Source organism: Anaerosacchariphilus polymeriproducens (assembly GCF_003363435.1).
Taxonomy (GTDB): Bacteria; Bacillota; Clostridia; order Lachnospirales; family Lachnospiraceae; genus Anaerosacchariphilus; species Anaerosacchariphilus polymeriproducens.
Map to the genome: position 1 here is coordinate 1 of NZ_QRCT01000007.1, position 24,968 is coordinate 24,968.

General features: G+C 34.1%; 21 protein-coding genes. 18 read left to right on the plus strand and 3 right to left on the minus strand.

The window, feature by feature from the left end; translation table 11 throughout:
- Positions 1-649 (plus strand): hypothetical protein (locus tag DWV06_RS18490; protein WP_162300535.1); only part of this gene is annotated, 649 nt, incomplete at its 5' end.
- Positions 649-1,668, plus strand: coding sequence for an RCC1 domain-containing protein (locus DWV06_RS00665; protein ID WP_115480254.1), 1,020 nt, complete (start codon positions 649-651; stop codon positions 1,666-1,668). The genes DWV06_RS18490 and DWV06_RS00665, both read left to right, overlap by 1 nt.
- Positions 1,669-1,743: 75 nt before the next feature.
- Here the strand turns inward: DWV06_RS00665 and DWV06_RS00670 are convergent, their stop codons facing one another.
- Positions 1,744-2,001, minus strand: coding sequence for an HPr family phosphocarrier protein (locus DWV06_RS00670; RefSeq protein WP_115480255.1), 258 nt, complete (start codon positions 1,999-2,001; stop codon positions 1,744-1,746).
- Positions 2,002-2,319: 318 nt separating this feature from the next.
- Between DWV06_RS00670 and DWV06_RS00675 the strand changes: the two genes are divergently transcribed.
- The 8 genes from DWV06_RS00675 (at position 2,320) to DWV06_RS00710 (ending at position 12,090) form a co-directional block, all read left to right on the plus strand.
- Positions 2,320-3,270 (plus strand): alpha/beta fold hydrolase, encoded by a 951-nt coding sequence (locus DWV06_RS00675; RefSeq protein ID WP_115480256.1) that lies wholly within the window; start codon positions 2,320-2,322, stop codon positions 3,268-3,270.
- A 19-nt stretch (positions 3,271-3,289) separates the two neighbouring features.
- Positions 3,290-4,201, plus strand: a complete 912-nt coding sequence (locus DWV06_RS00680; RefSeq protein ID WP_235828869.1) for a DUF1002 domain-containing protein — start codon at positions 3,290-3,292, stop codon at positions 4,199-4,201.
- A 178-nt stretch (positions 4,202-4,379) separates the two neighbouring features.
- A complete protein-coding gene (locus DWV06_RS00685) occupies positions 4,380-5,075 on the plus strand; it encodes a response regulator transcription factor (protein ID WP_115480257.1) in 696 nt (231 codons plus the stop codon).
- Positions 5,068-6,405, plus strand: coding sequence for a sensor histidine kinase (locus DWV06_RS00690; RefSeq protein ID WP_115480258.1), 1,338 nt, complete (start codon positions 5,068-5,070; stop codon positions 6,403-6,405). Before DWV06_RS00685 ends, DWV06_RS00690 begins: the two co-directional genes overlap by 8 nt.
- 133 nt (positions 6,406-6,538) lie before the next feature.
- Positions 6,539-7,231 (plus strand): response regulator transcription factor, encoded by a 693-nt coding sequence (locus tag DWV06_RS00695; RefSeq protein ID WP_115480259.1) that lies wholly within the window; start codon positions 6,539-6,541, stop codon positions 7,229-7,231.
- A gap of 10 nt (positions 7,232-7,241) precedes the next feature.
- On the plus strand, positions 7,242-9,551 hold the full coding sequence (locus tag DWV06_RS00700; protein WP_115480260.1) for a sensor histidine kinase: 2,310 nt from the start codon (positions 7,242-7,244) through the stop codon (positions 9,549-9,551).
- Between the two features lie 270 nt (positions 9,552-9,821).
- Positions 9,822-11,333 (plus strand): ABC transporter permease subunit, encoded by a 1,512-nt coding sequence (locus tag DWV06_RS00705; RefSeq protein WP_115480261.1) that lies wholly within the window; start codon positions 9,822-9,824, stop codon positions 11,331-11,333.
- Positions 11,326-12,090 (plus strand): amino acid ABC transporter ATP-binding protein, encoded by a 765-nt coding sequence (locus DWV06_RS00710; RefSeq protein ID WP_115480262.1) that lies wholly within the window; start codon positions 11,326-11,328, stop codon positions 12,088-12,090. Before DWV06_RS00705 ends, DWV06_RS00710 begins: the two co-directional genes overlap by 8 nt.
- A gap of 7 nt (positions 12,091-12,097) precedes the next feature.
- On the opposite strand, the gene DWV06_RS00715 is transcribed toward DWV06_RS00710, so the two are convergent.
- Positions 12,098-13,267: a PucR family transcriptional regulator gene (locus tag DWV06_RS00715; protein WP_115480263.1), complete on the minus strand. Its 1,170-nt coding sequence runs from the start codon at positions 13,265-13,267 to the stop codon at positions 12,098-12,100.
- A 249-nt stretch (positions 13,268-13,516) separates the two neighbouring features.
- Here DWV06_RS00715 and DWV06_RS00720 point away from each other — a divergent pair, with 249 nt between their 5' ends.
- The 8 genes from DWV06_RS00720 to DWV06_RS00755 all read left to right on the plus strand — a co-directional run bounded on the left by DWV06_RS00720 (position 13,517) and on the right by DWV06_RS00755 (position 23,550).
- A complete protein-coding gene (locus DWV06_RS00720; RefSeq protein ID WP_115480264.1) occupies positions 13,517-15,148 on the plus strand; it encodes a M20/M25/M40 family metallo-hydrolase in 1,632 nt (543 codons plus the stop codon).
- A gap of 15 nt (positions 15,149-15,163) precedes the next feature.
- Positions 15,164-16,000: a dimethylarginine dimethylaminohydrolase family protein gene (locus DWV06_RS00725; protein WP_115480265.1), complete on the plus strand. Its 837-nt coding sequence runs from the start codon at positions 15,164-15,166 to the stop codon at positions 15,998-16,000.
- A gap of 13 nt (positions 16,001-16,013) precedes the next feature.
- The gene (hisC, locus tag DWV06_RS00730) at positions 16,014-17,090 is read left to right on the plus strand and encodes a histidinol-phosphate transaminase (protein ID WP_115480266.1); all 1,077 of its coding nucleotides are present in this window, start codon (positions 16,014-16,016) and stop codon (positions 17,088-17,090) included.
- Positions 17,091-17,101: 11 nt separating this feature from the next.
- A complete protein-coding gene (locus tag DWV06_RS00735; protein ID WP_115480267.1) occupies positions 17,102-18,076 on the plus strand; it encodes a C-terminal binding protein in 975 nt (324 codons plus the stop codon).
- Positions 18,077-18,114: 38 nt separating this feature from the next.
- Positions 18,115-19,281, plus strand: a complete 1,167-nt coding sequence (locus DWV06_RS00740; RefSeq protein ID WP_115480268.1) for an iron-containing alcohol dehydrogenase — start codon at positions 18,115-18,117, stop codon at positions 19,279-19,281.
- Positions 19,281-20,558 carry an aspartate aminotransferase family protein gene (locus tag DWV06_RS00745; protein ID WP_115480269.1) on the plus strand — a complete coding sequence of 426 codons (1,278 nt, stop codon included), beginning with the start codon at positions 19,281-19,283 and terminating at the stop codon, positions 20,556-20,558. Before DWV06_RS00740 ends, DWV06_RS00745 begins: the two co-directional genes overlap by 1 nt.
- Positions 20,559-20,741: 183 nt before the next feature.
- The gene (locus DWV06_RS00750) at positions 20,742-21,044 is read left to right on the plus strand and encodes a DUF6506 family protein (RefSeq protein ID WP_115480270.1); all 303 of its coding nucleotides are present in this window, start codon (positions 20,742-20,744) and stop codon (positions 21,042-21,044) included.
- Between the two features lie 223 nt (positions 21,045-21,267).
- Positions 21,268-23,550, plus strand: a complete 2,283-nt coding sequence (locus DWV06_RS00755; protein WP_115480271.1) for a hydratase — start codon at positions 21,268-21,270, stop codon at positions 23,548-23,550.
- Between the two features lie 662 nt (positions 23,551-24,212).
- Here DWV06_RS00755 and DWV06_RS00760 read toward each other — a convergent pair.
- Positions 24,213-24,968: an MBL fold metallo-hydrolase gene (locus tag DWV06_RS00760; protein WP_115480272.1), complete on the minus strand. Its 756-nt coding sequence runs from the start codon at positions 24,966-24,968 to the stop codon at positions 24,213-24,215.

A 24,968-nucleotide genomic window follows, 5' to 3' on the forward strand; every position in this document is an offset into this window, starting at 1 on the left:
CAAAGACAAAAGCCTTGTATCATATGAAACTTTAGAGTGGTCCGAAAATCAACAGTTAAGGTTAAATAATGCAGTAATAAAGAAGTTACAGTCAGAGAAAAGAAGTTTTGAAGATGAGGTTAAGAACTATTTTATAAATAAACTGATTGATGTAACGGTTGGTGCGAAGCTAAATGAAAAGATTGACGAGATATTAAAAAAATCTCCGGCAGGTGTGAGAATAGCCTATGAAGCTGCTACCATGGTTGTGGATATATCAAAACTTTATAATGAGATAGAGGCCCATAACAAGGGATTATCATTAAAGCAGGAAGAATTGAAAATAGGCTTTGCACTAGAAGCTCTTGGGATACGTTCCAGTATGATAGTTTCGAATTCTGGCGAAGTAACCATTACAAAGGCAGATATGAATCCGGTGGAGACTAGAGCTAGGATTGCTTGGGCGAAGAAGATATTTAAAAAGTATAATACAAATAAAAAGTTGACATTTAATTTTACCACCTATTTGAATATTTATTATTATGGTATAGGTGATTATAACAGAGGGTGGAATAAATTATCTGATAAAGAACAAAATGAAATAAGAGAGAAGTTTAGAGATAGTGAAGATATAGATAATTTTAATGAGTTGTTTGGAGGTGAAGAATAGTGATAAAAAGAAAAGGAATTATGGGTTTTATAGTAGTACTGTTAATAATAGGGATTGGTATAGGGATTGGCTTATCAATTAAACCAGAAAAAGAACCACCTTTAGAGCCGGTAGATAAAAAGCGAACAGAAATAGAGCCGTATCAAAACATAGTAGCAGTAGGTGCGTTACATATATTAGGGGTTAAGCCTGATGGGACTGTATACAGCTGGGGAGAAAATGAAGATGGTCAGTGCAATACTCAAAACTGGACTGACATAGTAGCGGTTAGTGCAAGTTGGCATGTTTCAGCAGGTTTAAAATCAGATGGAACTGTGGTAGCAACAGGTCTTAACGATTTAGGTCAGTGTGAAACAAGTGATTGGAGAGATATAATAGAAATTTCAGCAAGTGACACCCATATAATGGGTTTGAAGTCAGATGGAACTGTAGTAGCAACAGGGCGTGTTGACCCCGAAGAAGGAGGGGGAGAAGAAACTATTCAAACAAGAAATGAAATGGTAAAGGTCTGGAAAGATATAAAACATGTGGTAGCTTCAAAAAGTGTTGCAATTGGAATTAAGAAGGAGGGTACTACTATTTGGTCAGATTATGCTGCAGGTATGCCATATAAAAATAAGTTAGAAACAGGGGTCTATGAAGGCTGGAATGATATAATAGAATTAAAAAGAGTAACTATGTATTGGATGGGATTAACTGCAGATGGAATAGTAAAATTACCAGATAAAATTGGAAATAAAACCGCAGAAGAATGGAAAAATATTGTAGATATTGCTGCTGGAGAAGAACATTATGCAGGTTTAAAGTCCAATGGAACAGTTGTTGCTGCAGGATCAAATGAAGATAAACAGTGTGATGTAGAAAAATGGAAAAATATTTTAGCGATTTATGCAGGAGGATATACTACCATAGGATTAAAAGAAGACGGGACTCTAATTTTTTCTGGTGATTCTACAAAGACCATAACCGAAAATCCAGAACCGGGTCAGGTAGATCCAAGAGAATGGGATTTATTTTAATACAGATCTTTACAAGCTAAAAGCCACATAAAAAAGCTGTTGCCATGATAAAAATCATTTTGCAACAGCTTTTTTTTAAAGGTTTTCTTTCAAAAAAGACTCAAGTGATTCTGCAGCTTTTTCTTCATCGGCTCCATCACAAGTGATTGTTATAGTTTCACCGGTTTTTACACCTAAGCTCATAACTGCTAAGATTCTCTTTGCATCTGCTTCTTTATCTGCTTTTGCAATTGTAATTTTACAGGCAAAGGCAGCAGCAGCTTTTACAAATGTTCCGGCGGGTCTTGCATGGATTCCTTCTGGATCAGTAATTGTATAATCAAAGCTCCTCATTTTTTACACTCCTTTATATTTATTTAAGTATATTATATTATTAGTATACATTGACTAATTATAAAAGAGGATTTGCGTAGTGTCAACAAAATATGGCATTTATATCATAAAAATTTAATGTAACCATATAAAATAGGAATATTGTTAATATATGATAAGGTTTAATAAAAAGAGAAATAAAATGTTAAATAATGACTATAATAAAGAAAAAGGATTCTAAATATTATAATTTATTTTGATAAACTTAATAAAAAACAAAGACTTTTATGCTATAATAATCCTAAAATGTATAATTTACTAAAGAGAGGATATGGTATCATGGCGTATACAGAAGAGTTTTATTTCCCTTCAAGAGATGGGAGAACGAAGATACATGCCAAAAAATGGATTCCAGAGTCTGGTGAAATCAAAGCGGTACTTCAGATAGCACATGGTATGGTAGAACATATTGGACGATATGATGAATTTGCATCTTATTTAGCAGATAAGGGTTTTTTGGTAGTTGGAAATGACCATTTAGGGCATGGAGATTCCATCATTATTGAAAAAGACAGAGGTTTTTTTTGCGAAAATGATGGGACTACCGTTCTGGTTAGGGACATGCATAGGCTTAAGAAGGTGATTCAAGAACAATATCCAGAGAAGCCTTATTTCCTTTTAGGACATAGTATGGGTTCATTTTTTACCAGAAAATATTTAATAATGTATGGAAAAGGTATTCAGGGAGCTATTATAATGGGTACTGGTAATGAAACAGAATTACTTTTAAAATTAAGTAAGATGCTAACGAAACTTATTGCTTTTTTCAGAGGCTGGCATTACAGAAGTAAATTGGTAAATAAATTAGCGGTTGGAAATTTTGGAAAAAAATTTAAAATAGAGAAAGATCCAACAAAAAGCTGGTTTTCCAGAGATGAAGTTAATATAAAAGAATATAAAAAGGATCCTAAAAATAAATTTATTTTTACTGTGAACGCATATTATAATATGTTTGACACAATTCAGTATATAAATCAAAAGTCCAACCTGAAAAAAATGCCGAAAGATTTACCAGTCTTTTTTGTATCAGGGCAGGATGATCCTGTTGGTAAATATGGTAAGGCCGTTATGGAAGTTTATGAGCAGTTCAGAATGCTTGGTATGACAGATATCATGTGGAAATTGTATAAAGATGACAGACACGAAATTCTTAATGAATTAGATAAGGAGCAAGTTTTCAAAGATATAGAATCTTGGCTGAATGTAAAAATTGCAGAAATAAACAAGTAACTAATTAATGGAGGAAGAAATGAAGATGAAAAGATTTTTAGCAACTATAGTTTCAGTAGTTATGTTATTGATGTGTGGTACGACAGCATTTGCAGACGCACCTGATGTTACCATAAAGAAAGATGACAAGCCATACTTGGCATTAGGAAAGGATCTGACGGAAGAACAAAAGGATAAAGTGTTGAGCCTGATGGGGTTGACAGACACTGATTTAAAAAATTATGATGTAGTTTATGTAACAAATAAAGAAGAATATGATTACCTTGGATCTTATCTGGATTCTAGTGTAATTGGAGATAAAGCGTTATCTTCAGTTCTGGTAGTTCAGAGAGAAGCTGGAAATGGGATCAAGGTAACAACGAAAAATATTTCTTATTGTACAACAGGTATGTATCGAAATGCATTGATTACAGCCGGAATTACAGATGCAGATATTATTGTAGCAGGACCTTTTAAATTGTCAGGAACTGCAGCACTTGTAGGAGCTACGAAAGCCTATGAAGAAATGACAGGTGAAAATATTAGTAAATCTAATGTTGATGCGGCAACGAATGAATTGGTAGTTACCGGTGAATTGGCAGAGACAGTTGGTGATAATGAAAAAGCAGAAGAATTAATAGCATATGTGAAACAAGCAGTAGCAGCGAATAAAGATATATCTAAAGATGAAATATTAGAAGCGATCGATGAAGGGAGTAAGACTCTAGATATCGAATTAACAGAAGATGATAAAGCTCAAATCGTAAGTTTAATGGACAAAATTAATCAGTTGGATATCGATGTAGATGCTTTAAAGGAACAGGCCAAATCTTTATATGATAAGTTAGGCGATTTAAATCTTGATACAGATAAGCTGAAAGAATCTATGGGAGGAACACTTTCAAAAGTTTTTACAGCTATTGTAGAATTTATAAAAGGTTTGTTCGATTAAACAGATATTGGAATATTATGATTACATCTAGAAAAAATTAGGATTGCGAGATATAATGAGACAAAGCAGTTGTCTGCTAGTCTCATTATTTTAATTTTTATGAGATAATCCCCTGATGAATTACTATACGTATACCTCAAGGAAAGAGACAGAGATCAGATAAAGAGAGGATAATTTTATGGATAAAGTTAGAATTCTTGTTGTAGATGACGATTTTGAAATTAGAGAAATTGTTAAAGTACTTTTGGAAAGTGAAGGATATGAGATTATAGAAGCTGCTGATGGTAAAGAAGTGATAGAAGTCATTGATGATTCTATTTCTCTCATTATTTTAGATGTTATGATGCCAGGCATGAACGGTTATGATGTATGTTCAAAAATTCGAAGGAAATCAACAGTACCCATTTTATTTCTTACTGCCAAAACAAAGGATTCTGATTTAGAAACAGGATTTTTGTCAGGTGGAGATGACTATTTAGCAAAACCGTTTTCTTTTATTGAATTGGTTGCCAGAGTGAAAGGTCTGCTTCGCAGATATTATATTTATAAGGGAAAAGAACGGTCTTTGAATAATCAGGAAATCAGGATTGGAGATCTATTAATTCATGAAGGGGCATCCGGCGTTACGAAAGGTCAGGAAGAGATTACTTTAACTAATATAGAATTCGGTATTTTGATGTTTCTTGTTAGAAATAAAAATAAAGTCGTTACTACACAAGAAATATATGAAGCTGTTTGGAAAGAGCAGTATTTTTCATTTTCCAATAATACAGTAATGGTACATATTCGTAAACTAAGAGAAAAAATTGAAGATAACCCACATGAACCGATATATATAAAAACTGTTTGGGGAAAGGGGTATCGAATTGGGTAAGTTCAGAAGTATTTGGAAAACGAAATTAGGACTTAAGTTAATCGGCTGCTTAGTACTTTCATTTGGTATATCAGTTGCTTTTTATTTGGTTGCTGATAATGTCGGAGAATACTATATAAGCCATTATCTTGATACTCCAGGTCATGAAAAGAAAAAAACAGATAAACTAATGATTAGATTCCAAAAGTTTGTTAGTGATAATAAGTTGACTATATATGATACCGATTTAATTTATGATTGGATTGATAAACAAAAGAATATTGATATTTATTGTTCGGGAGAGACTGAAGTAATTGAAAAGATGTATCAACAGCAAGAGGCATACGAAGGAAGTATTGTTTCAGGAACGTTATTTGATTATGGATTAAATTCTTATAAGATTGTGTTTGCTGATGCAACAGTATATTGTTATCCAATATGTTATGATAATGCTCACTATTATAAAATTAAATTTGGAGTGGTCTTAGCATTAACATTAATCTGCTTTTTAAGCTGGTTTCTTATGTTTATTAGAAGAAGGATTTTTTATATCAGTCAGCTTGCAAATGATATGAAAATTCTAGAAAGTGGAAATCTAAAATTTCAAATTTCCCTGCCTGGTAATGACGAGTTAGCTTATTTAGCTAAAAGTATCGATGAAATGCGGTTATCGGTGATACAGAAAATGGAAAATGAGTCAAAGGCTATTCAGGCTAATCATGAATTAATAACAGCTATGTCTCATGATCTTAGGACGCCGCTTACAAAACAAATCGGTTATCTGGATATTGTAGAATATGGTAAGTATAATGGTGAGAAACAATTGAAAGATTATATACATAGAGCAAGAAATAATGCGTATCAGATCAAGGAAATCTCGGATTGCCTTTTTCGATACTTTTTAGCATTTGATATGCAAAAAGGGGAACAGGAACCTGAAGTATTAAAAGGAGAAGATTCTATCAATCAGATTTTGACGGAACAGATTTATTATTTAGATAGTCAGGGGTATCAAGTGAAAACAGAATTGTTTTCACAGGGATATCAAATTTATATCAATGCGCAAGTATTATACAGAATTTTTGACAATATGTTTTCAAATATAAAAAAATATGCAGAAAAACAAAATCCGGTTCATGTTGACTGTGAACTTAAGGATGGGTTTGCCATTGTAGCAATTAAAAATACGATACGAAGGCATCAAAAGAAAGTGGAAAGTACAAAGATTGGCCATAAAATAACAGAAAAGTTATTAGAAGAAGCAGGAGGAAGTCTAATAATTGAAAAAACGCATGTCCACTATCTGGTAAAAATAATGATTCCAATTTATGAAATGAGAGCCGGCTATTAGGAGCCGGTTTTTTTTAAGGAAAAGTTAAGAATCAAAATTAACTATTATTAATACTTGTCTGTTAAGATATTTTAGGCCGAAACTTTTTGCAGGGAATTCCAAGTTGGTGTATAATGAAAGCGAGGTGATGAAAATGCAAAACATATTAGTTTGTGATGATGATAAGGAAATTGTAGATGCGATAGAAATTTATTTACAGCAGGAAGGATTTAACATTTTAAAAGCTTATGATGGAATTCAAGCTCTTGAAATGCTCAAAAGTAATGAGGTTCATTTATTGGTGATTGATGTAATGATGCCAAAATTAGATGGTATTCGTGCAACTCTTAAGATTCGAGAAGAGAGTAGTATTCCGATTATTATTTTATCGGCGAAATCAGAAGATTCCGATAAAATTTTAGGCTTAAATATTGGTGCAGATGATTATGTGACGAAACCTTTTAATCCGCTAGAATTAGTAGCAAGAGTAAAGTCTCAGTTACGTCGCTATACCCAGCTGGGAAACGTTATATCAGAAGAAAGCCAGACATTCCAAGTCGGAGGTCTGTTTATTAATGATGATCTGAAAGAAGTGACGGTAGATGGAGAACCCGTTAGAATGACACCGATAGAATATAACATTTTACTTTTATTAGTAAAGAATCAGGGTAAAGTTTTCTCAATTGACCAGATTTATGAGAACATATGGAATGAAGATGCCATTGGAGCAGATAATACAGTAGCAGTACATATAAGACATATTAGAGAGAAAATTGAAATTAATCCAAGAGAACCGAGATATTTAAAGGTAGTTTGGGGGGTAGGTTATAAAATTGAGAAAGGCTAGGTGAAAACTAGTGGAAAATAAAAGGTATGCCGGTGGATGGAAGATCATTGTACTTATTCTCCAGCAGATTTTTATTATTACATTTATTATAAGTGGCTGTGTGGTTTCTTTGGCATTTCAACAAAATTATTTCTCTCAAGATATTTATGAGACTGAGTTTGTTAATACTCAGTTTTTTAGAGACGAATTGAATAATACCATGGGCGACTTGTTTAATTATCTACAGGGCCGCAGTAATTTTGAGACAGCTGGAGTATATGATGGAAAGAAAACGATTAACATTAAAGATTATTATGAGGATAATTCGAAACTTACCAGAAAGAATACCGGTTCTTTAAATTATTATTTAGCAGATCTTTTAGAATGGGCCAAAAAAGGAATCAAAGAAGAAGCACAGGCAATGGATCCTTCAGAAAACCTGTATTCTATTATTGAGGAAGAATTTCTACCGGAAGATGGAATGAGTTTAAAGGAACGATATCTGGATGTAGAAGATTATACTGGATATTTGGAAGCGGTAGGGTATTTAGAAGGCACTTTAGACAGGATTTTAAAAGATGTTACATCTTACAAAAAAAGTGCTGGAGAATTTCAAGAAGGAAGTACGAACTTATCATATATTCTTGTAAATGAAGAAACGGGAATGCAATACGATAATATGGATTCTACGCTAAAGACATTAAACATTGATATGGTAAACAATAAAAACGTAGATTCTGTTAAGGATAAAATGAAGAAATTAGGTGTTTTTTTGTTTTATGATGCACATACGCTGGTTTTTGATAGTAATATTGATAAAACATCCTCTTCGTTTTATGATTATATTGAAAGGTATTCATTTCTGGAGGGAAGCAATTATAAGATTTTAATTGGAATAGATAAAAACTTCCCGATTAAAGATAATTTTGTAACAGTAAAAAGTGGTTATGAAAAATTGCAGCCATGGTTTATGCTGGGAGTCATTTTAGGAATCGCAAGTGTAGTAGGCTGTTTTCTATGCTTCGTTTATTTAACTTGTGCAGCAGGTAGAGTTTCCAGGGATTTAGATATCCATTTAAATTGGTTCGATCATATTAAGACCGAGATAGCGGGGCTGATAATAACAATACCATTGTTAATACTTTCCGGTATCATATTTTCATTAACAGAGTTAGAATATAGATTTGAATACTTGATTACTTTTGGAGTTTTAATTTATATTTTTCACTGTCTGTTTATGTGTGGATATTTAAGCTTAGTAAGGCGTTTTAAAGCAAAAACGGTTTGGAAGAATTCTATATTTTATATGATATGTTATAATATTGTTTTGGTTTTTCGAAATCGAAAAGTGACCACAAAGGTATTTTTTACATATGGATTGATTTGTTTTATCGCTTTAATATTAGCTGGAATCGGTTTTGGTAACGGAGATGGGACTTATATATTTCTACTATTAATTGAATTAATTACCGTAGGGATTTTCTTATTAAGAGAAACGGTTCAAAGAAAGAAAATAATGGAAGGCGTTGGTCAAATATCTAACGGTGACTTAAATTATAAACTTTTGGAGGATGAATTCCGAGGTGATAACAAAGAACTTGCAAGAGCAATTAATAATATAGGAGATGGACTTAAGAATGCAGTCGATGCGAGTGTGAAAAATGAACGTTTGAAGACAGACTTGATTACAAATGTCTCGCATGACATTAAAACTCCCCTTACATCTATCATCAATTATGTAGATTTACTAAAGAGAGAAAATATTACGGATGAAAAAATATTAAATTATATTAGTATTTTAGATTCCAAATCACAAAGATTAAAGCATTTAACAGAAGATTTGGTAGAAGCTTCAAAGATTAGCTCTGGAAATATTACTTTAGTTATGGAAAGAATTAATTTTAAAGAGTTAATTATACAGACAAGTGGAGAATTCAGCCAAAAGTTCGATTCGAGACAATTGATATTGGTACAAAGTTTACCGGATAAGTCAGTAATTATAAATGCAGATGGACGCAGGATTTGGAGAGTTATTGAGAATTTATATAATAATGTTGCCAAATATGCTATGGAAAATACAAGAGTGTATGCCGATCTTGAAGTTATCAAAGGGAAACAAGCCAGGTTTTCAATTAAAAACATTTCAGAGCAGCCTTTAAATATTCAGGCAGAAGAATTAACAGAAAGATTTATTCGTGGAGATGTATCAAGAAGTACGGAAGGCAGTGGTCTGGGCTTGTCAATTGCAAAAAATCTGACGGAATTGCAGCAGGGAATTTTCGAAATATATTTAGACGGTGATTTGTTTAAAGTAACGATTGCGTTTCCGGTTGTTGAATAATTTGTAATAATTACAAATTTGACAGGTATTAATTTGTAAAAACTAATATAGAAAAGAAACAGATAAATTGATATAATTCGGGTTAAATCAATTTAGATGGCAAGGAGGTCATTCCTGGAGAATGACCTTCTTGCTATTTTTTTACTTTTAAAGGAGCTCCATAAGTAAAGCCTAAAGTGTTCTATAAGAAAGTGCGCACAAAATGAAGAACATATTAATTTGATTTTTTGTTATTTAATAATTGAGGAGGAAGATGGAAGGAGAAATTCTATGACATTTAAAAACAATAAAAAGTTTTATTCAGTATGGATACTACTAATATTGGTGTTAGCTTTCTTAAATGGTTGCGGAAAAAAGGAAAAACAGACAGAGCATGAGATTAAAAGCGTTAAAGATCTGGCTGGTGCAGTTATTGGTGTTCAGTTAGGGACTACTGGTGATATTTATGCTTCCGATTATGAGAAAGAGGGTGCTGTCATTGAAAGATTTACAAAAGGAGCAGATGCGGCACAAGCTCTAAAACAAGGAAAAGTGGATTGTATTATTATTGATCAACAACCTGCAAAAGCAATTACAGATAAAAACAGTGAGTTATCTATTTTAGACGAGGAATTTAAAAAAGAAGAATATGCTATCTGTATATCGAAAGATAAAAGTAAGTTAAAAAATCAGATAAATGAAGTCATTGCTCAGCTGAAAAAGGATAAGACATTAAATAATATCATTAATAATTATATAGGGGATTCTACCATAGGAAAATTTCCCTATCAATCACCTAAAGATGTAGAGCGTAATAATGGAACTTTAACAATTGCTACAAACGCTGCATTTGAACCATATGAATATATGGAGGATGGTGAAATTGTAGGGATAGATATCGACATTGCACAAGCGATAGCTGACAGACTAGGAATGAATCTGATTGTACAGAATATGGAGTATGATTCAATCATTGGAGCGGTACAAAGTGGAAAAGCAGATGTTGGTGTAGCAGGGATGTCGATAACTGAGGACCGCTTGCGTAGTATAGATTTTACAGAACCATATACAACAGCAACGCAAGTTATTATTGTATGTAAAAGTGGAAATTTAGTAGAAACCAGTATTTTGGATAGTATAAAGCTAAATTTTCTGAAGGATAACCGATGGAAGTATTTGACTGATGGCTTGCTTATGACCTTGCAGATAAGTTTCTTTGCTGTAATTATCGGTATCGTACTTGGCTTTATCATTGCAGTGATAAGAACTGCTTGTGATATGACAGGAAAAGGGAAAATCCTGAATTTTGTTTGTAAAACCTACTTAACGATAATTCGAGGGACACCCGCTATGGTACAGCTTTTAATAATATATTATGTTATTTTTTCATCCGTAGATGTAAATAAGCTTTTTACGGCATCAATTGCTTTCGGTCTTAATTCATCTGCCTATATTGCTGAAATTGTACGTTCGGGTATTATGTCTGTTGATAAAGGTCAGTTTGAAGCTGGTAGGAGTATCGGATTTAACTATATACAGACTATGTGGAATTTTATTTTGCCACAGGCATTTAAGAATATTCTTCCGGCATTAGGAAATGAGTTTATTGTTTTATTAAAGGAAACGGCAATTTCCGGCTATATAGGAATTATGGATCTGACCCGTGGCGGGGATTTTATAAGGAGCCGTACATATGATGCATTTTTACCATTAATTGCAGTTGCAATTATATATCTAATTATCGTGATGTTTTTGACACATATAGTTTCTTGTATTGAAAGGAGGCTTCGAATCGATGTTTAATTCAGAAAATGTTTTGATTCAGGTTGATAATCTACAGAAAAATTTTAAAAATATAAAAGTTTTGAATGGTATCACTACGCAAATAAAAAAGGGAGAAGTCCTAGTAATTTTAGGACCTTCGGGATGTGGAAAGTCAACGTTTTTACGCTGTTTAAATCTGTTAGAGGAACCGACTGTTGGCAGTATATTTTTCAATGGTGATGAAATAACCGATATCAATACCGATATCAATAAACATCGTCAAAAAATGATGATGGTATTTCAACACTTTAATTTGTTTCCTCATTTGACCATATTAGAGAACTTAATTGCAGGTCCGGTAAAACTTTTAAAAAAGAGTAAAGAGGAAGCAAAAGCAAAAGGAATCGAATTGTTAAAAAGAGTCGGATTGGAGGATAAAGCTATGGCCTATCCGAATCAACTTTCAGGAGGGCAAAAACAACGAGTTGCAATTTGCCGTGCTCTGGCTATGGAGCCGGAAGTCATATTATTTGATGAACCTACTTCAGCACTAGATCCTGAAATGGTAGGAGAAGTTTTAGAAGTGATGAAATCCCTTGCGAATGAAGGGATGACTATGATATGTGTGACCCATGAAATGGGTTTTGCCAGAATGATAGCTAATCGAATTATATTTTTATATGAAGGAGTCGTTGCAGAGGAAGGAACACCTGAGGAAGTATTCGACCGTCCTAAAAATGAAAATTTGAAGGCATTTTTATCGAAAACGTTGAACCCTATTTTGTGTAGGACATAAAATTATTCTAGTTATACTCATAATTCGTATCATGAATTGCCTTAATCATAAAAGTTGAAACGACCTCAAACTCGAAATCATTTTTACATCCAAGAATAGACTTAATTTTTTGAATCCGATAACGTATTGTATTTGGATGCTGGAAAAGTATTTTTGCAGTCGTATCAATCTGATGATTTTGAGAGACATATTGTTCAAGCGTTTGAATGAGACATTTTCCATGTTTGTTGTCATAATTTTTTAGTTTTTTATATTTCAGCTGCAGGTAATGAAAAGCATATCGATTTTCTTTGAGCGGAAGAATGATATTATATATTCCAATATCGCCATACTTATCATAGTTTACATTATCTTTAGAAGAGGCATGAATCGTATACAAACTTTGGCGTATTGAAATATCAGCCTTGTTTATAGGAAGAACCTGTTCTGTTACTCCTATATTGAACTGTTCGCGAACCAGAGATAAATCACGAATGATCCAGTGCCAATTGTTGAGTACCGTATCACTATCCATTGGTTCTTTATAGTGATAAAGAAAGAGTAAGCCATTTTTATACTTCATACAGAAAAATTGATTGGTATTTTGAAGCTGGGATTTGCGGTAGAGTAAATTGTTAAAGTCACGTCCAAAAGTGATAGAATCTATTGTGTCTTTGTATTCTAAATACATAGATGTTATATAACTATTAAATTCCATATTAACGTCCTTTATAAAGGATGTTATGGCTTCCGGAGCAGGATTTTCTTTTAACAGTTGATCTAGATTCTTCTCATAATAATCAAACTGCCTGGTAGAGCGTATGTAATCACTTATATTTAAGATAAGGTCCTCCATATAGATAGAGTGAAACAAAAAGATAGGAACCTTTTTATTGTCGGCAAGTGCAATGATTTCTTTCGGTAATTCCGTATAATATACACTTTTTACTGCAATGGCACAAACACCTATATCCATAAGGCGAGAAAATGAGGATTGAATCAAATTGGGATTGTCTTTGGCATAAAAAAGCGAAGTGAGTACAAAATCACCTTCATGAAAACCAGAATAATTATGTTCAAATTCCTCGTATTCTAATATAACTACATTGGAAATATTACGATTTAACCCGGATTCACCTGCAATAATAGTGAATTTTGAAAAGAAATCAAATTGAAAAAGTGATGCTACATTAAACATAAAAAGACCTCCTAAATAATGTTATATTATATAAGATAAGGTTTTTAAATTCAACAAAAAGTTAGTTTATTCATAATTAATTAATATTGTAAAAGTTACAAAGAGGACGGGGGTAAATTTGTTTCAGGTGCTATAGTAAAGACAAAGATTTATCTGCTATTATATTTTTATTAAGGCGAAGGTGCTTTTCATAGAAGACTATGAAAGGTGCTTTTTTAGTTTATATCATACAGGAAGAAGGAGGAAGTTATGTATCAGGAAATGTTACAGTTGACAAAAGAGTTAGTTGGGATTCCCAGCGTAAATACAACTCCCGGTGAAAAAAAGATTGGACAATTTATTGAAAACTATATTCGGGATATTCCTTATTTTAAAGAACACTCTGAACAGGTAATTGTTCAACCTTTGAAAGAAGATCCGCTGGAAAGGAGAAATGTATTTGCGTTACTAATTGGGGAAAAGGAAAAGAAAGCAGATACGATTTTTTTTCATGGCCACACAGATACGGTTGGTATAGAAGATTATGCTTCGTTAGAAGCGTATGCATGTGATGTTGATGAACTTATGGAAAAACTCAAAGAGATTAAGCTGCCAATAGATGTTAAAGAAGATTTAGAATCGGGAGATTATATATTTGGAAGAGGGGCCTTAGATATGAAAAGCGGAGATGCGGTATTTCTCACCTTACTGAAAGAATTTAGCCAAAAAGTAAATGAGTTATCCGGTAATATATTGGTCTCTTTTAACCCAGTTGAGGAAAACCTTCATACCGGTATTTTAGAGGGAATACTTATTTTACATGAATTAAAAGAGAAATATGGATTAGTATATAAGCTTGCAATTAATAACGATTATATATGTCCATTGTATCCTGGGGACACCAAAAAATACGTTTATACAGGCGCGGTAGGAAAACTACTCCCATGTTTTTATATTCAAGGAAAAGAGACTCATGTGGGACAGTGTTTTGAAGGGTTTGATGCGGCAGCAGTTGCGGCAAAATTAGTAGAGAAGATTAATCTCAATACCGACTTTTGTGATGAGTTTAAAGGTGAATATACCCTACCTCCGGCAGTGCTGAAGATGAAAGATTTAAAAGAGTGGTATAATGTGCAGACCCCTAATGATGCGTTTGTTTATTTTAATTATTTTGTACATAATGCATCTATGGAATGCACAATCGATAAATTAAAAACCGCTGCCGCAGAAGTATTTGATGAAGTTCTGCAAATGTTACATAACAGATATAAAGATTACTGCAGATTGACAGGTCAAAAATATGAAAAACAGGATTATCAAACAGAGGTATTGACTTATCAGGAGTTACTAAGTCTGGTACAAAAGAATATGGGCTCTGAAGAATTAGAGAAGATTTTAAAAACTATGGCAGAAAAAGCCTTAAAAGATGGAATGGACAAAAGAGAAATTCCGATACCTTTGGTTCGCTTTCTTTTAAATCAGGCTAAGATAATGAATCCCGTAATTGTTCTTTTTTTTGCAGCACCTTTTTGTCCACATAATACGTTGCAAGATAAAGAGGAGGAAATAGTCTCTGCTTTAAGAAATATCACAAAGAGGGTTGGCGAAAAATTCGAGGAATCTTATCAATTACAACGGTTTTTTCCAAGTCTTACAGATAGCAGTTACCTTAAGATTGATGATGATGAAGAAGCAATTGAATTACTATGCAGGAACTTTCCTGAACAAAAGTTATTATACCCATTGCCGTTTCATGAGATCAAATCGTTAAATATACCGGCTGTAAACTTTGGGGGCTATGGAAAGGATGCGCATAAGTGGTCAGAAAGAGTAAATATATCTTATACATTTCAAGTTCTTCCAGAACTGATAAAAGAAACTGTTGACTTTTATTTATCATAACAAGGAGATTTAAAAATGTTTGTTAGAAACGGAACGGCAAGGTTAAAAAGGGTTTTATTATCAAAACCGGAATACTTAAAACCTGCGCCAATTAATGAAATAGCGAAAAAATGGAAAAGCAGCGTATTAGACAGTGAGAAAATGTTAAGAGAACATGAGGCATTAGTTAATGCCTACAAACAGGCAGGGGTAGAGATAGAATTTTTAGAAGCAGATCCCAAACGTCCAAATTCTGTATTTGCAAGAGACTTTGGAGGATGTGTGAAAGAAGGTTATATTTTAGGAAGATTTAAGCTTCCGATAAGAGAACTGGAACAGATTGATTATAAAAATAAGATGAAAATGCTTGAAATACCAATGATTGCGCAAGTAAAGGAAGGTTGTTTTGAAGGGGGAGACTTTGCGTTTCTGAATGAAAAAACAATTGCTATTGGAATGGCTGACAGAAGCAATGAGAGAGGAGTAGAAGAGATACAGAAACAGTTGTTACCTTATGGATATGATGTAATTCCAGTACCATTAAAGTCGGAGTATCTGCATTTGGACATGTGCTTTAATTTGGTTGATGACCATTTGGCTGTTGCATATAAAGAAGGCTTACCGGAATACTTTCAGAAGTATTTGAGGAAAATGGATATTAAGTTAGTCTGCGTTCCAGAAGAAACAATATTTTATCATAGTTGTAACCTGCAAAGTCTAGGCTGCCACAGAGTATTATCGTTAAAACATAATGAAGTCGTGAATGAAGCATTATCCAAAGAGGGAATGGAAGTGATTCCGCTGGATATTACTGAAATTTTGAAAGCAGGAGGCGGGCCTCACTGTATGACTTTTCCATTATGGCGAGAATAGAGGAGGTGATTTTATGAGTAGTTATTTTTTGTGTGACGAATATAATGAAATGGAGCCATATGTTCCAGGTGAGCAGCCTAATGATAGGGAATATATAAAACTAAATGCGAATGAATCTTCGTTCAAACCATCTGCAAAAGTACTTGAAGCAATATCAAATCAAGAAATTAATGGAATGAGTCATTATTCGGATCCTCATTGCATGGTATTAAGAGAAGCAATTGCAAAGGTATACAAGGTCAATACGGATCAGGTCTTTGTTGGGAACGGAGCAGATGAAGTCTTAGGTTTTCTGTTTTTGAGCTTTTTTAAGCCAGGAATGAAAGTATGTTTTCCTGATATTACCTACGATTTTTACAGAACATATGCAAAAACATATCGATTAGATATGCTTCAGATTCCATTAAAGGAAGACTTCACCATAGATGTTGATGATTATATTAAATCTGATCGGGATGTTATCCTTGCAAATCCTAATAACCCTACAGGAATAAGACTTTCAGTTGAAGAGATCGAACGTATCGTGGCAGCAAATAAGAAACGAATGGTAATTGTTGATGAGGCATATGTAGATTATGGTAATGAATCATGTGTATGTTTAGTTGATAAATATCCAAATCTTGTGGTTGTTCAGACTTTTTCTAAGTCCCGGAATATGGCTGGAGCAAGAATTGGTTATGCGATATCATCTAAGGATATTATTGAAGATTTGAATAATATTAAATTTACTTTTAATCCTTATAATTTAAGTTCCCTGGCATTGGCGGCGGGAACTGCAGCTATCCAGGATACCGATTATCTTATCAAATGTATTCAGGAAGTTATTAAAAATAGGGAATATTTAGAAAAAGAATTGATTGAACTGGGATTTCAGTCAATTAATACACATACAAATTTTGTATTTGTTACGCATCCATACATTTATGCTGGTTTGTTAGAAAAGGAATTAAAAAAAAGAGGAATATTAGTAAGACATTATTCTCAAGAACGAATTGATAATTATTTAAGAATTACAATTGGTACAAAAGAAGAAATGGTGAAAGTAGTGAATGCGTTAACTGAAATTTTAAAATTTTTTAAAAAATCTTAGAGGAGAGAAAAATGAGAAAAATTGTAATTAGTGATACCCCGGAAGTAATGGAGAATGATTATAAAGTAATGTACCAAGCTATTTTAAATATTATACCGGATGCGGAAATTAAGTTGTATCCATATGAAGATGAAGAAGGATTAGTAAATGCACTAGAAAATGCAGAAGGTCTTCTTACTACCTTCCTTCCTATTAACCGAAAATTATTACATCAGACAAAGAGTCTGAAATGTGTATCGATTAGTGCGGCAGGTTATCAAAATGTAAATTTAGAAGATGCAAAGGAATTTGGAGTCGCAATTTGTCATATTGCTGAATATTGTACGGATGAGGTAGCAGAACACACTTTGGCCTTTATGCTGGGATTAAACCGAAATCTGAAGTATTACGGCAATCGAATTGAGAAGGATCATATATGGAGATATCATGAAATTGATGGAGGCAGACCATTAAAAGAGCAAACGCTTGCAATTTTTGGATTTGGTAAGATTGGGCAGGCGGTGGCAGTTCGAGCTAAAGCTTTTGGCATGAAAGTAATCGCCGTGGATCCATATTTATCAAAAGAAATTGCACAAAATCTTGATGTAATGTTAGTTGATAAAGAGCAGGCATTAAGAGAAGCTGATATTATTTCAAATCATATGAATCTGACAGAAGAGAACTATCATTATTTCAATTTAGAAGCATTTGAAAAAATGAGAAAACATCCGTTTTTTATTAATGTAGGACGGGGAGGAAGTGTGAACGAAGCCGATTTGATAGAAGCTTTAGACAGAGAACTGATTAAAGGAGCAGGATTAGATGTATTGGAAGAGGAAGAACCGGTTCTAAAAGGACACCCAATCTTAAATCGGGATAATGTACTAATAACACCACATAGTGCATTTTACTCCGACACATCCTTCGAAAAACATCGAAGAATCAGTGGTGAAAACTTAGCTTATTATTTAACTGGCAACAAGGAAAAAGTATTTGAACTAGTTTAGTAGCTTATGAATTAAGAGAAAGAATTGAGGAAGATCACATGAAAAGAATAGTTCTGAGTGGAAAGGCAATTGTAATAGGTCCGGATTCCCTAAAATACTTAAGACAGGTGGAGTGCAGGCACGCATTTATTGTAACAGGCGGAAGTTCCATGGAAAAATCCGGTGTTATCAGAAGGGTTAAAAGATATCTTAAAGAATCTAATAGTAAAGTAACGGTATACTCGGGAATCAAAAAAAATCCGACCATTGATGAAGTAATGGAAGGGGTTGAATGTATGAAAAGAGAAACCCCGGATCTTGTATTGGCTATTGGCGGCGGTTCAGCAATGGATGCTGCCAAGGCAATGCTTTTATTTTATGAGTTTCCTGAATTAAATTTTGATAATGTTTTGTCACGGATACAAAAAGGATTAATTCCTAAAAATCGGAAAACAGAATTAATCTGTGTGGCTACAACCTCTGGAACTGCTTCAGAAGTAACAAGAGGTACCGTGATAACAGATGCCAAAAAGGAGTTAAAGGTTCCAATCATGACAGATTGTTTAAGACCTGATATAGCAATTTTAGATCCGGTGCTTACAATGACTATGCCGTTTCATATCGCTGCGGAGACCGGAATGGACGCATTAACACATGCAATAGAGGCATATACCAATCACAATTTAGATGATTTTAATGAGGGGTTGTGCCGGGCAGCGATTGAAGGATTGATGCAATGGCTGCCGATATCTTGTACGGATGCAACACTGGAAAGCAGAGAAAAGGTACATAATTATCAGGCTATGGCTGGAATAGGTTTTGCTAATGTTGGACTTGGCATGGTGCATGGAATCGCACATTCTTACGGTGCTATATTTAATCTGGGACATGGTTTAGCGAATGCCATTATATTACCGTATGTTTTAGAATATAACAGAAGAAATAATTTAGTTGCAGAGAAATTAGAAAACTTGTCTTACCATTGTAAATGTAATGATATTGTAGATAGTATAAGAAAGATGCGAGAAGAGCTTCAGATTCCAAACTGTTTTTATGATGCGGGATTATCGGAAGAAGAGTATCTATCAAAATTTGATAAACTTGTAGAACATTCCATGTTGGGAGCCACGAAAGTAAATCCTGTAGAAGTGGACATAGAGGTAATGAAAGAAATGGTCGCACTTACCTATTACGGTAAGCCAGTAAATGATAAGGGAGTGGTTTGATGAAATCTATGTATGAGAGGGCAACAAAAGTAATGCCTCCTGTTGCGAACAGGGCTACAACGCTTGGAGTCATTAATTCTGAAGATTATTACTTATATACAGAGGATGGCAGAAAGATATTGGATTTTGCCAGTGGTGTAGCAGTTAACAATTTGGGGAATAAGAATAAAAAAGTAGTGGAAGCAGTGAAAGAGCAGCTCAACACGATGATTCATGTTGGACATAATGTTGTATATTATGAATCTTATGTAGCTTTGGCAGAAAAGCTTGTTGAATTAACGGGCGGAGATACCATGGTATATTTCAGTAATTCCGGAGCAGAAGTGAATGAAGGTGCGTTGAAGTTAGCTAAATACATAACAGGGCGTCCAGGAATTATTTCCTTTAAAAATTCTTTTCATGGAAGGACAATAGGCTGTTGTTCCATAACAGGTTCCAGTTCCGCCTATCGGAAATATTATGAACCATTGATGCCGGGCGTTTATTGGGCAGATTATGCGAACTGCTATCGATGTCCATTTGGAAAAGAGAAATGTCATTGTAATATGGAATGTTTAAAACAGTTTGATAGTATCTTCCATAAATTAATTGATCCGGCTTGTATTGCTGCAATGATCGTGGAACCGGTACAGGGAGAAGGGGGATATATTGTACCACCAAAAGAGTTTTTGCAAGGGTTAAGAAGGATTTGCGATAAACATGGTATACTTTTAATTTATGATGAAATCCAGACGGGTATTGGCAGGACAGGAGAACTGTTTGCTTATCAGACGTTTGATGTAAAGCCAGACATTCTTACCTCTGCGAAAGCATTAAGCGGGGGAATTCCATTAGCAGCTTTAATTGCAAAGAAAGAATTTATGAGGAAGTGGCCTGCCGGTGCGCATGGTGGAACCTTTGGCGGAAATCCGCTTGCCTGTGCAGCAGCGTTGAAGACATTAGAAATTATTGAAGAAGAAAATCTATTAGATAATTGTAAGACTATGGGAAAATATCTCATGGAAAGCTTATATTCTTTACAAGAAAAGTACACAGATATCATTGGGGAAGTACGGGGAATCGGCTTGATGTGTGGGATTGAATTTGTAGATGAACAAGGAAATCCCGATGGAGAACTAGCAAGTTATATAAAAAAGAAGGCATTAGAAGAAGGTCTTCTGCTACTGACCTGTGGAAGTGATCATAATGTAGTCCGTTTTATAGCACCATTAACAGTGACAGAGAAAGAAATTGATCAGGCGGTGTTGATTATTGATAAGGTTATAGCTGAAAAATAATGAAAGACGATAGTTTTACTTAGTCTTGACATACGAACAAATATTATGATAATGTGTGTAGAAATACATAAAAAATCATAAATAAGAACGGACAAGCAATCATATTTATTGTTTTTAATGTACCTTAAATAATCATATTTAAATTTTGTCATAGTGACATTGAATTGAAAGGAAGGAATAAATATGAAACTTAAAGCAGCGTTTATGTTTATAGCTCCAGAAGCTAATCCCAAGAACCACAAAACAGTAGTAGATACCCCAAACGTATCATTAACTGTAGTAGGCGTTGATAATTATCAAGAAGCTGAAAAAGTAGCAATTGAATTAGCTGAGGAAGGCATTACCGCAATAGAACTTTGTGCTGGATTCGGAATAGAAGGTACTGCAATAGTAAATAGAGCAGTAAAAGGGAAGGCAGTCATAGGTGCTGTTAGATTTGATAATCATCCAGGTTTCAACTATAAAAGTGGAGATGAATTATTCTAATACCTTATTAAAACTTATTAAGTTCTTAGTAATTTATAAAAGAGTGTTACTCATAACTAATTTTTAGTTATGGGGCGATGCTCTTTTTCTTTATAAAAAATCATTTTTCCGCTGAGTCTTATGAAATCATAATGTACTGTTCTTTTTCGCCTTTACTTGCAATATAGCGGATGTGCAAGTATAATATAAAATTGATAATGAAAAAAACTAAGGAGGCCAATCAATGAAATTATACCAAAGCGGTGCATATTTAATCAATGGTACCGAAATAATTCCAGATAGTCAAGATACACGGGCAGTTTTGCAAAGTAAGACAGGCAGTGCGCCAGCCCAAGAAGAGGCAGCTAAGAATACAATTGCTTATCGTATTTTAGAGGACCATAATACTTCCGGTAATATGGAGAAACTAAAAATTAAATTTGATAAATTAACTTCACATGACATTACTTTTGTAGGAATCATACAAACAGCAAGAGCTTCCGGTTTGGAAAAATTCCCTGTTCCGTATGTTCTGACTAATTGTCATAATAGTTTGTGTGCAGTAGGCGGAACGATTAATGAGGATGATCATATGTATGGTCTGACTTGTGCAAAAAAATATGGCGGTGTCTATGTGCCTCCGCATCAAGCAGTCATTCACCAATATGCAAGGGAAATGCTTGCCGGTGGTGGAAAAATGATTTTGGGCTCGGATAGTCATACCCGATATGGAGCCCTTGGAACCATGGCGATGGGTGAAGGTGGTCCCGAGTTAGTGAAACAGATATTATCTCAGACATATGATATTAATATGCCGAAGGTGGTAGGCGTTTATTTGACGGGAACACCAATGAAAGGTGTAGGGCCACAAGACGTTGCTCTTGCTATAATTGGAGAAGTTTTTGCAAATGGTTATGTAAATAATAAAGTTATGGAATTTGTTGGCCCTGGTGTTGCGAATTTAAGTGTTGATTTCCGTATCGGAGTTGACGTTATGACGACAGAGACCACATGTCTTTCCTCAATCTGGAAAACAGATGAAAAAGTGAAAGAATTTTATGAGATTCATGGAAGAGTAGAGGAATACGAAGAATTGAATCCTGGACAAGTTGCATATTATGATGGAATGATTGAGATTGATTTAAGCGAAATCAAACCAATGATTGCAATGCCATTCCATCCAAGTAATACGTATACGATTGAGGAACTTAATGCTAATCTGTTAGATATTTTGGATGAATGTGAAAAACGTGCTCTTACAAGTCTTGGAGATTCCGTAGAATTCTCATTAAAAGATAAAGTGAAGAATGGAAAACTATATGTAGATCAAGGTATTATTGCAGGATGTGCAGGTGGTGGATTTGAAAATATAGCGGCAGCAGCAGATATATTGAGAGGCGCAAGTATTGGACCCGACGAATTTACATTAAGTGTATATCCGGCAAGTACGCCAATCTACATGGAGTTAGTACGGGATGGAGCGATTGCTGATTTGATGGCAACCGGTTCCGTTGTAAAGACTGCTTTCTGTGGACCATGTTTTGGTGCAGGTGATACTCCTTCCAATAATGCGTTCAGTATCCGTCATACGACAAGGAACTTTCCAAATCGTGAAGGATCTAAGTTACAAAATGGACAGATTTCTTCTGTTGCACTGATGGATGCACGTTCAATTGCTGCAACAGCTGCGAATAAAGGATATTTGACAGCAGCAACTGACATAGATGTTGAATATACGAACCCGAAATATTTCTTTGATAAAACAATATATCAAAACCGTATTTATGACAGCAAAGGGGCAGCAGATGCTTCTGTTGATATTAAGTTTGGTCCGAACATTAAAGACTGGCCGGAAATGTCTCCTCTAGGAGATAATATGGTATTAAAAGTAGTTTCCGAAATTCATGATCCTGTTACCACGACAGATGAATTGATTCCTTCTGGTGAAACATCTTCTTATCGTTCCAATCCACTTGGTCTTGCTGAGTTTACATTATCTCGTAGAGATCCGGCTTATGTAGGACGTGCCAAAGAAGTGCAATTAGCTGAAAAGGCTAGAGTTGCAGGAGAAAATCCAGGAGAAGCTTTTGAAGAAATTGTTCCTGTGATTGAAAAAATTAAAAAGCATAATTCAGAGATTACAAGTGAAAATATGTGTATAGGAAGTACCATTTTTGCTGTAAAACCAGGAGATGGTTCTGCGCGTGAACAGGCTGCATCTTGCCAAAAAGTACTTGGCGGCTGGGCAAACATCGCAAATGAATATGCAACAAAACGTTACCGTTCCAATCTAATCAACTGGGGTATGCTTCCATTTCTTATTGAAAAGGGAGAACTACCATTTAAGAATTCGGATTATATTTTTATTCCTGGAATAAGAAAAGCTGTTGAAAAGAAAGAGTCCGAACTAAAAGCTTATGTTGTAGGAGATACAATGAAAGAATTTACATTGAAGCTGGGTGAATTGACGGATGACGAAAGAGAAATTATATTAAGAGGATGCTTGATTAATTTTAATAAAAAATAAAGGATGGGAGTGCTGTGTAATGACTTAATGTCATGAAGCAGCACTTTTATATTCTATATTAAAAAGCAAAGTTAAGTTAGAAGACTTAAATATTTTGAAAAAATAAAAAATATATTCAAAAAAGACAGTTTAAAACAATAACAGAAATAAATAGTCGAAATTATAAATAAAATGACGGAAATAGAATTGACAATTAAAAGGATATCTGTTATATTATATTTGTAATTACAAAACATAAATTCCAAAAAAGGTACCGGGAATGGAAATAAGAGGTGAGTCCATTGGAAATGCAAGATTCTAGTATCATCAATATGAACGTGGTAGGGCATATGGATTTCCTGAAAATAAAGTTATTGAAAGCATATCCGTTTTAGAGTGAAAAATGATAAAGATAATCGAAGGATTAAGAATACGGATTTTTGAGTGTAAAAGATGTCATCATATTGAATAATACCACATGATTTTTATGAAGAGAAGGAGTAGATTGTAGTCAGGAAATGTTTACAAGGATAACTTCGATTAATTCAATAAAGTTAATAAAATTAAATATAAAAACTGCTGCAAAAGGTTTGCGGCAGTTTTTTAGGCTCAATTTCAATACATTCATTTAAGTTAAGACGGTTGTTGATTTAAGAATACAGAAAAAGTTCCGCTATGTATCATTAGTCAAACACACGAAAATCACCATTTTCCGGAATCCAAATAAATTCTTGATATCCTTCATTTAAAACCGCTTTCTTTAAGTCTTCCCGAGTCAGTCGACAGTGATTCCAGGCCTCCATGTGAATTGCACAAAAGATAGAATTAGTCATAAGCTTACATATTTTCATTATATCGTTTGTGCTCAGGGTGATGGCTCTACCGAGCGAAAATTTGGCTTCTCCACAATATCCAACAATAACTTTTGGTTGATGTAATGTAATAATTTCGGAAATACAAGGGAAAAAGACAGTATCACCAGTAATATATACCGCAGGTTCATTTGCAGATTTTAAAATAAAACCAGAAGAAGGTCCCATTGTGGCACCGATAGCTCCATGTCCGTGCTTGGCTTTCGTTCGAATAAATTCAATTCCTTCAAAGGAAAAAGTCTCTTTGATTTCATGTATCTTCGTAAAATTATGGGATCTTAATTTTTTTACATCTTCTGTTTGACAAAGCATGGGCTTATCTTTTGGTAAGGCCAAGATTGCGGCTTCATCAAAATGATCCCGGTGGGTGTGGGTGAGAAGTATCATATCACAATCTGTTAAACTTTCCAAAGATAGAGGAAGTGGAACTAAGGGATTTAGTGTATGATTTGGCACATTTTTAATGGGCGCGAGTGTGTTCGCTTGACTGAACATAGGATCGACCAGAATTTTTTTGCCGTTATAATATATCAAATGGGTTGCATGTCGTATTAATTGAATCTTCAT

Excerpts from the sequence above, each read along its gene's own strand:
- DWV06_RS00715 (WP_115480263.1), bottom strand. The coding sequence starts at position 13,267 with ATGTTTAATGTAGCATCACTTTTTCAATTTGATTTCTTTTCAAAATTC.
- DWV06_RS00760 (WP_115480272.1), bottom strand. The coding sequence starts at position 24,968 with ATGAAGATTCAATTAATACGACATGCAACCCATTTGATATATTATAAC.
- DWV06_RS00755 (WP_115480271.1), top strand. The coding sequence starts at position 21,268 with ATGAAATTATACCAAAGCGGTGCATATTTAATCAATGGTACCGAAATA.
- hisC (WP_115480266.1), top strand. The coding sequence starts at position 16,014 with ATGAGTAGTTATTTTTTGTGTGACGAATATAATGAAATGGAGCCATAT.
- DWV06_RS00685 (WP_115480257.1), top strand. The coding sequence starts at position 4,380 with ATGGATAAAGTTAGAATTCTTGTTGTAGATGACGATTTTGAAATTAGA.
- DWV06_RS00710 (WP_115480262.1), top strand. The coding sequence starts at position 11,326 with ATGTTTAATTCAGAAAATGTTTTGATTCAGGTTGATAATCTACAGAAA.
- DWV06_RS00735 (WP_115480267.1), top strand. The coding sequence starts at position 17,102 with ATGAGAAAAATTGTAATTAGTGATACCCCGGAAGTAATGGAGAATGAT.
- DWV06_RS00740 (WP_115480268.1), top strand. The coding sequence starts at position 18,115 with ATGAAAAGAATAGTTCTGAGTGGAAAGGCAATTGTAATAGGTCCGGAT.
- DWV06_RS00680 (WP_235828869.1), top strand. The coding sequence starts at position 3,290 with ATGAAGATGAAAAGATTTTTAGCAACTATAGTTTCAGTAGTTATGTTA.
- DWV06_RS00745 (WP_115480269.1), top strand. The coding sequence starts at position 19,281 with ATGAAATCTATGTATGAGAGGGCAACAAAAGTAATGCCTCCTGTTGCG.
- DWV06_RS00720 (WP_115480264.1), top strand. The coding sequence starts at position 13,517 with ATGTATCAGGAAATGTTACAGTTGACAAAAGAGTTAGTTGGGATTCCC.
- DWV06_RS00675 (WP_115480256.1), top strand. The coding sequence starts at position 2,320 with ATGGCGTATACAGAAGAGTTTTATTTCCCTTCAAGAGATGGGAGAACG.
- DWV06_RS00695 (WP_115480259.1), top strand. The coding sequence starts at position 6,539 with ATGCAAAACATATTAGTTTGTGATGATGATAAGGAAATTGTAGATGCG.
- DWV06_RS00750 (WP_115480270.1), top strand. The coding sequence starts at position 20,742 with ATGAAACTTAAAGCAGCGTTTATGTTTATAGCTCCAGAAGCTAATCCC.
- DWV06_RS00705 (WP_115480261.1), top strand. The coding sequence starts at position 9,822 with ATGACATTTAAAAACAATAAAAAGTTTTATTCAGTATGGATACTACTA.
- DWV06_RS00670 (WP_115480255.1), bottom strand. The coding sequence starts at position 2,001 with ATGAGGAGCTTTGATTATACAATTACTGATCCAGAAGGAATCCATGCA.
- DWV06_RS00725 (WP_115480265.1), top strand. The coding sequence starts at position 15,164 with ATGTTTGTTAGAAACGGAACGGCAAGGTTAAAAAGGGTTTTATTATCA.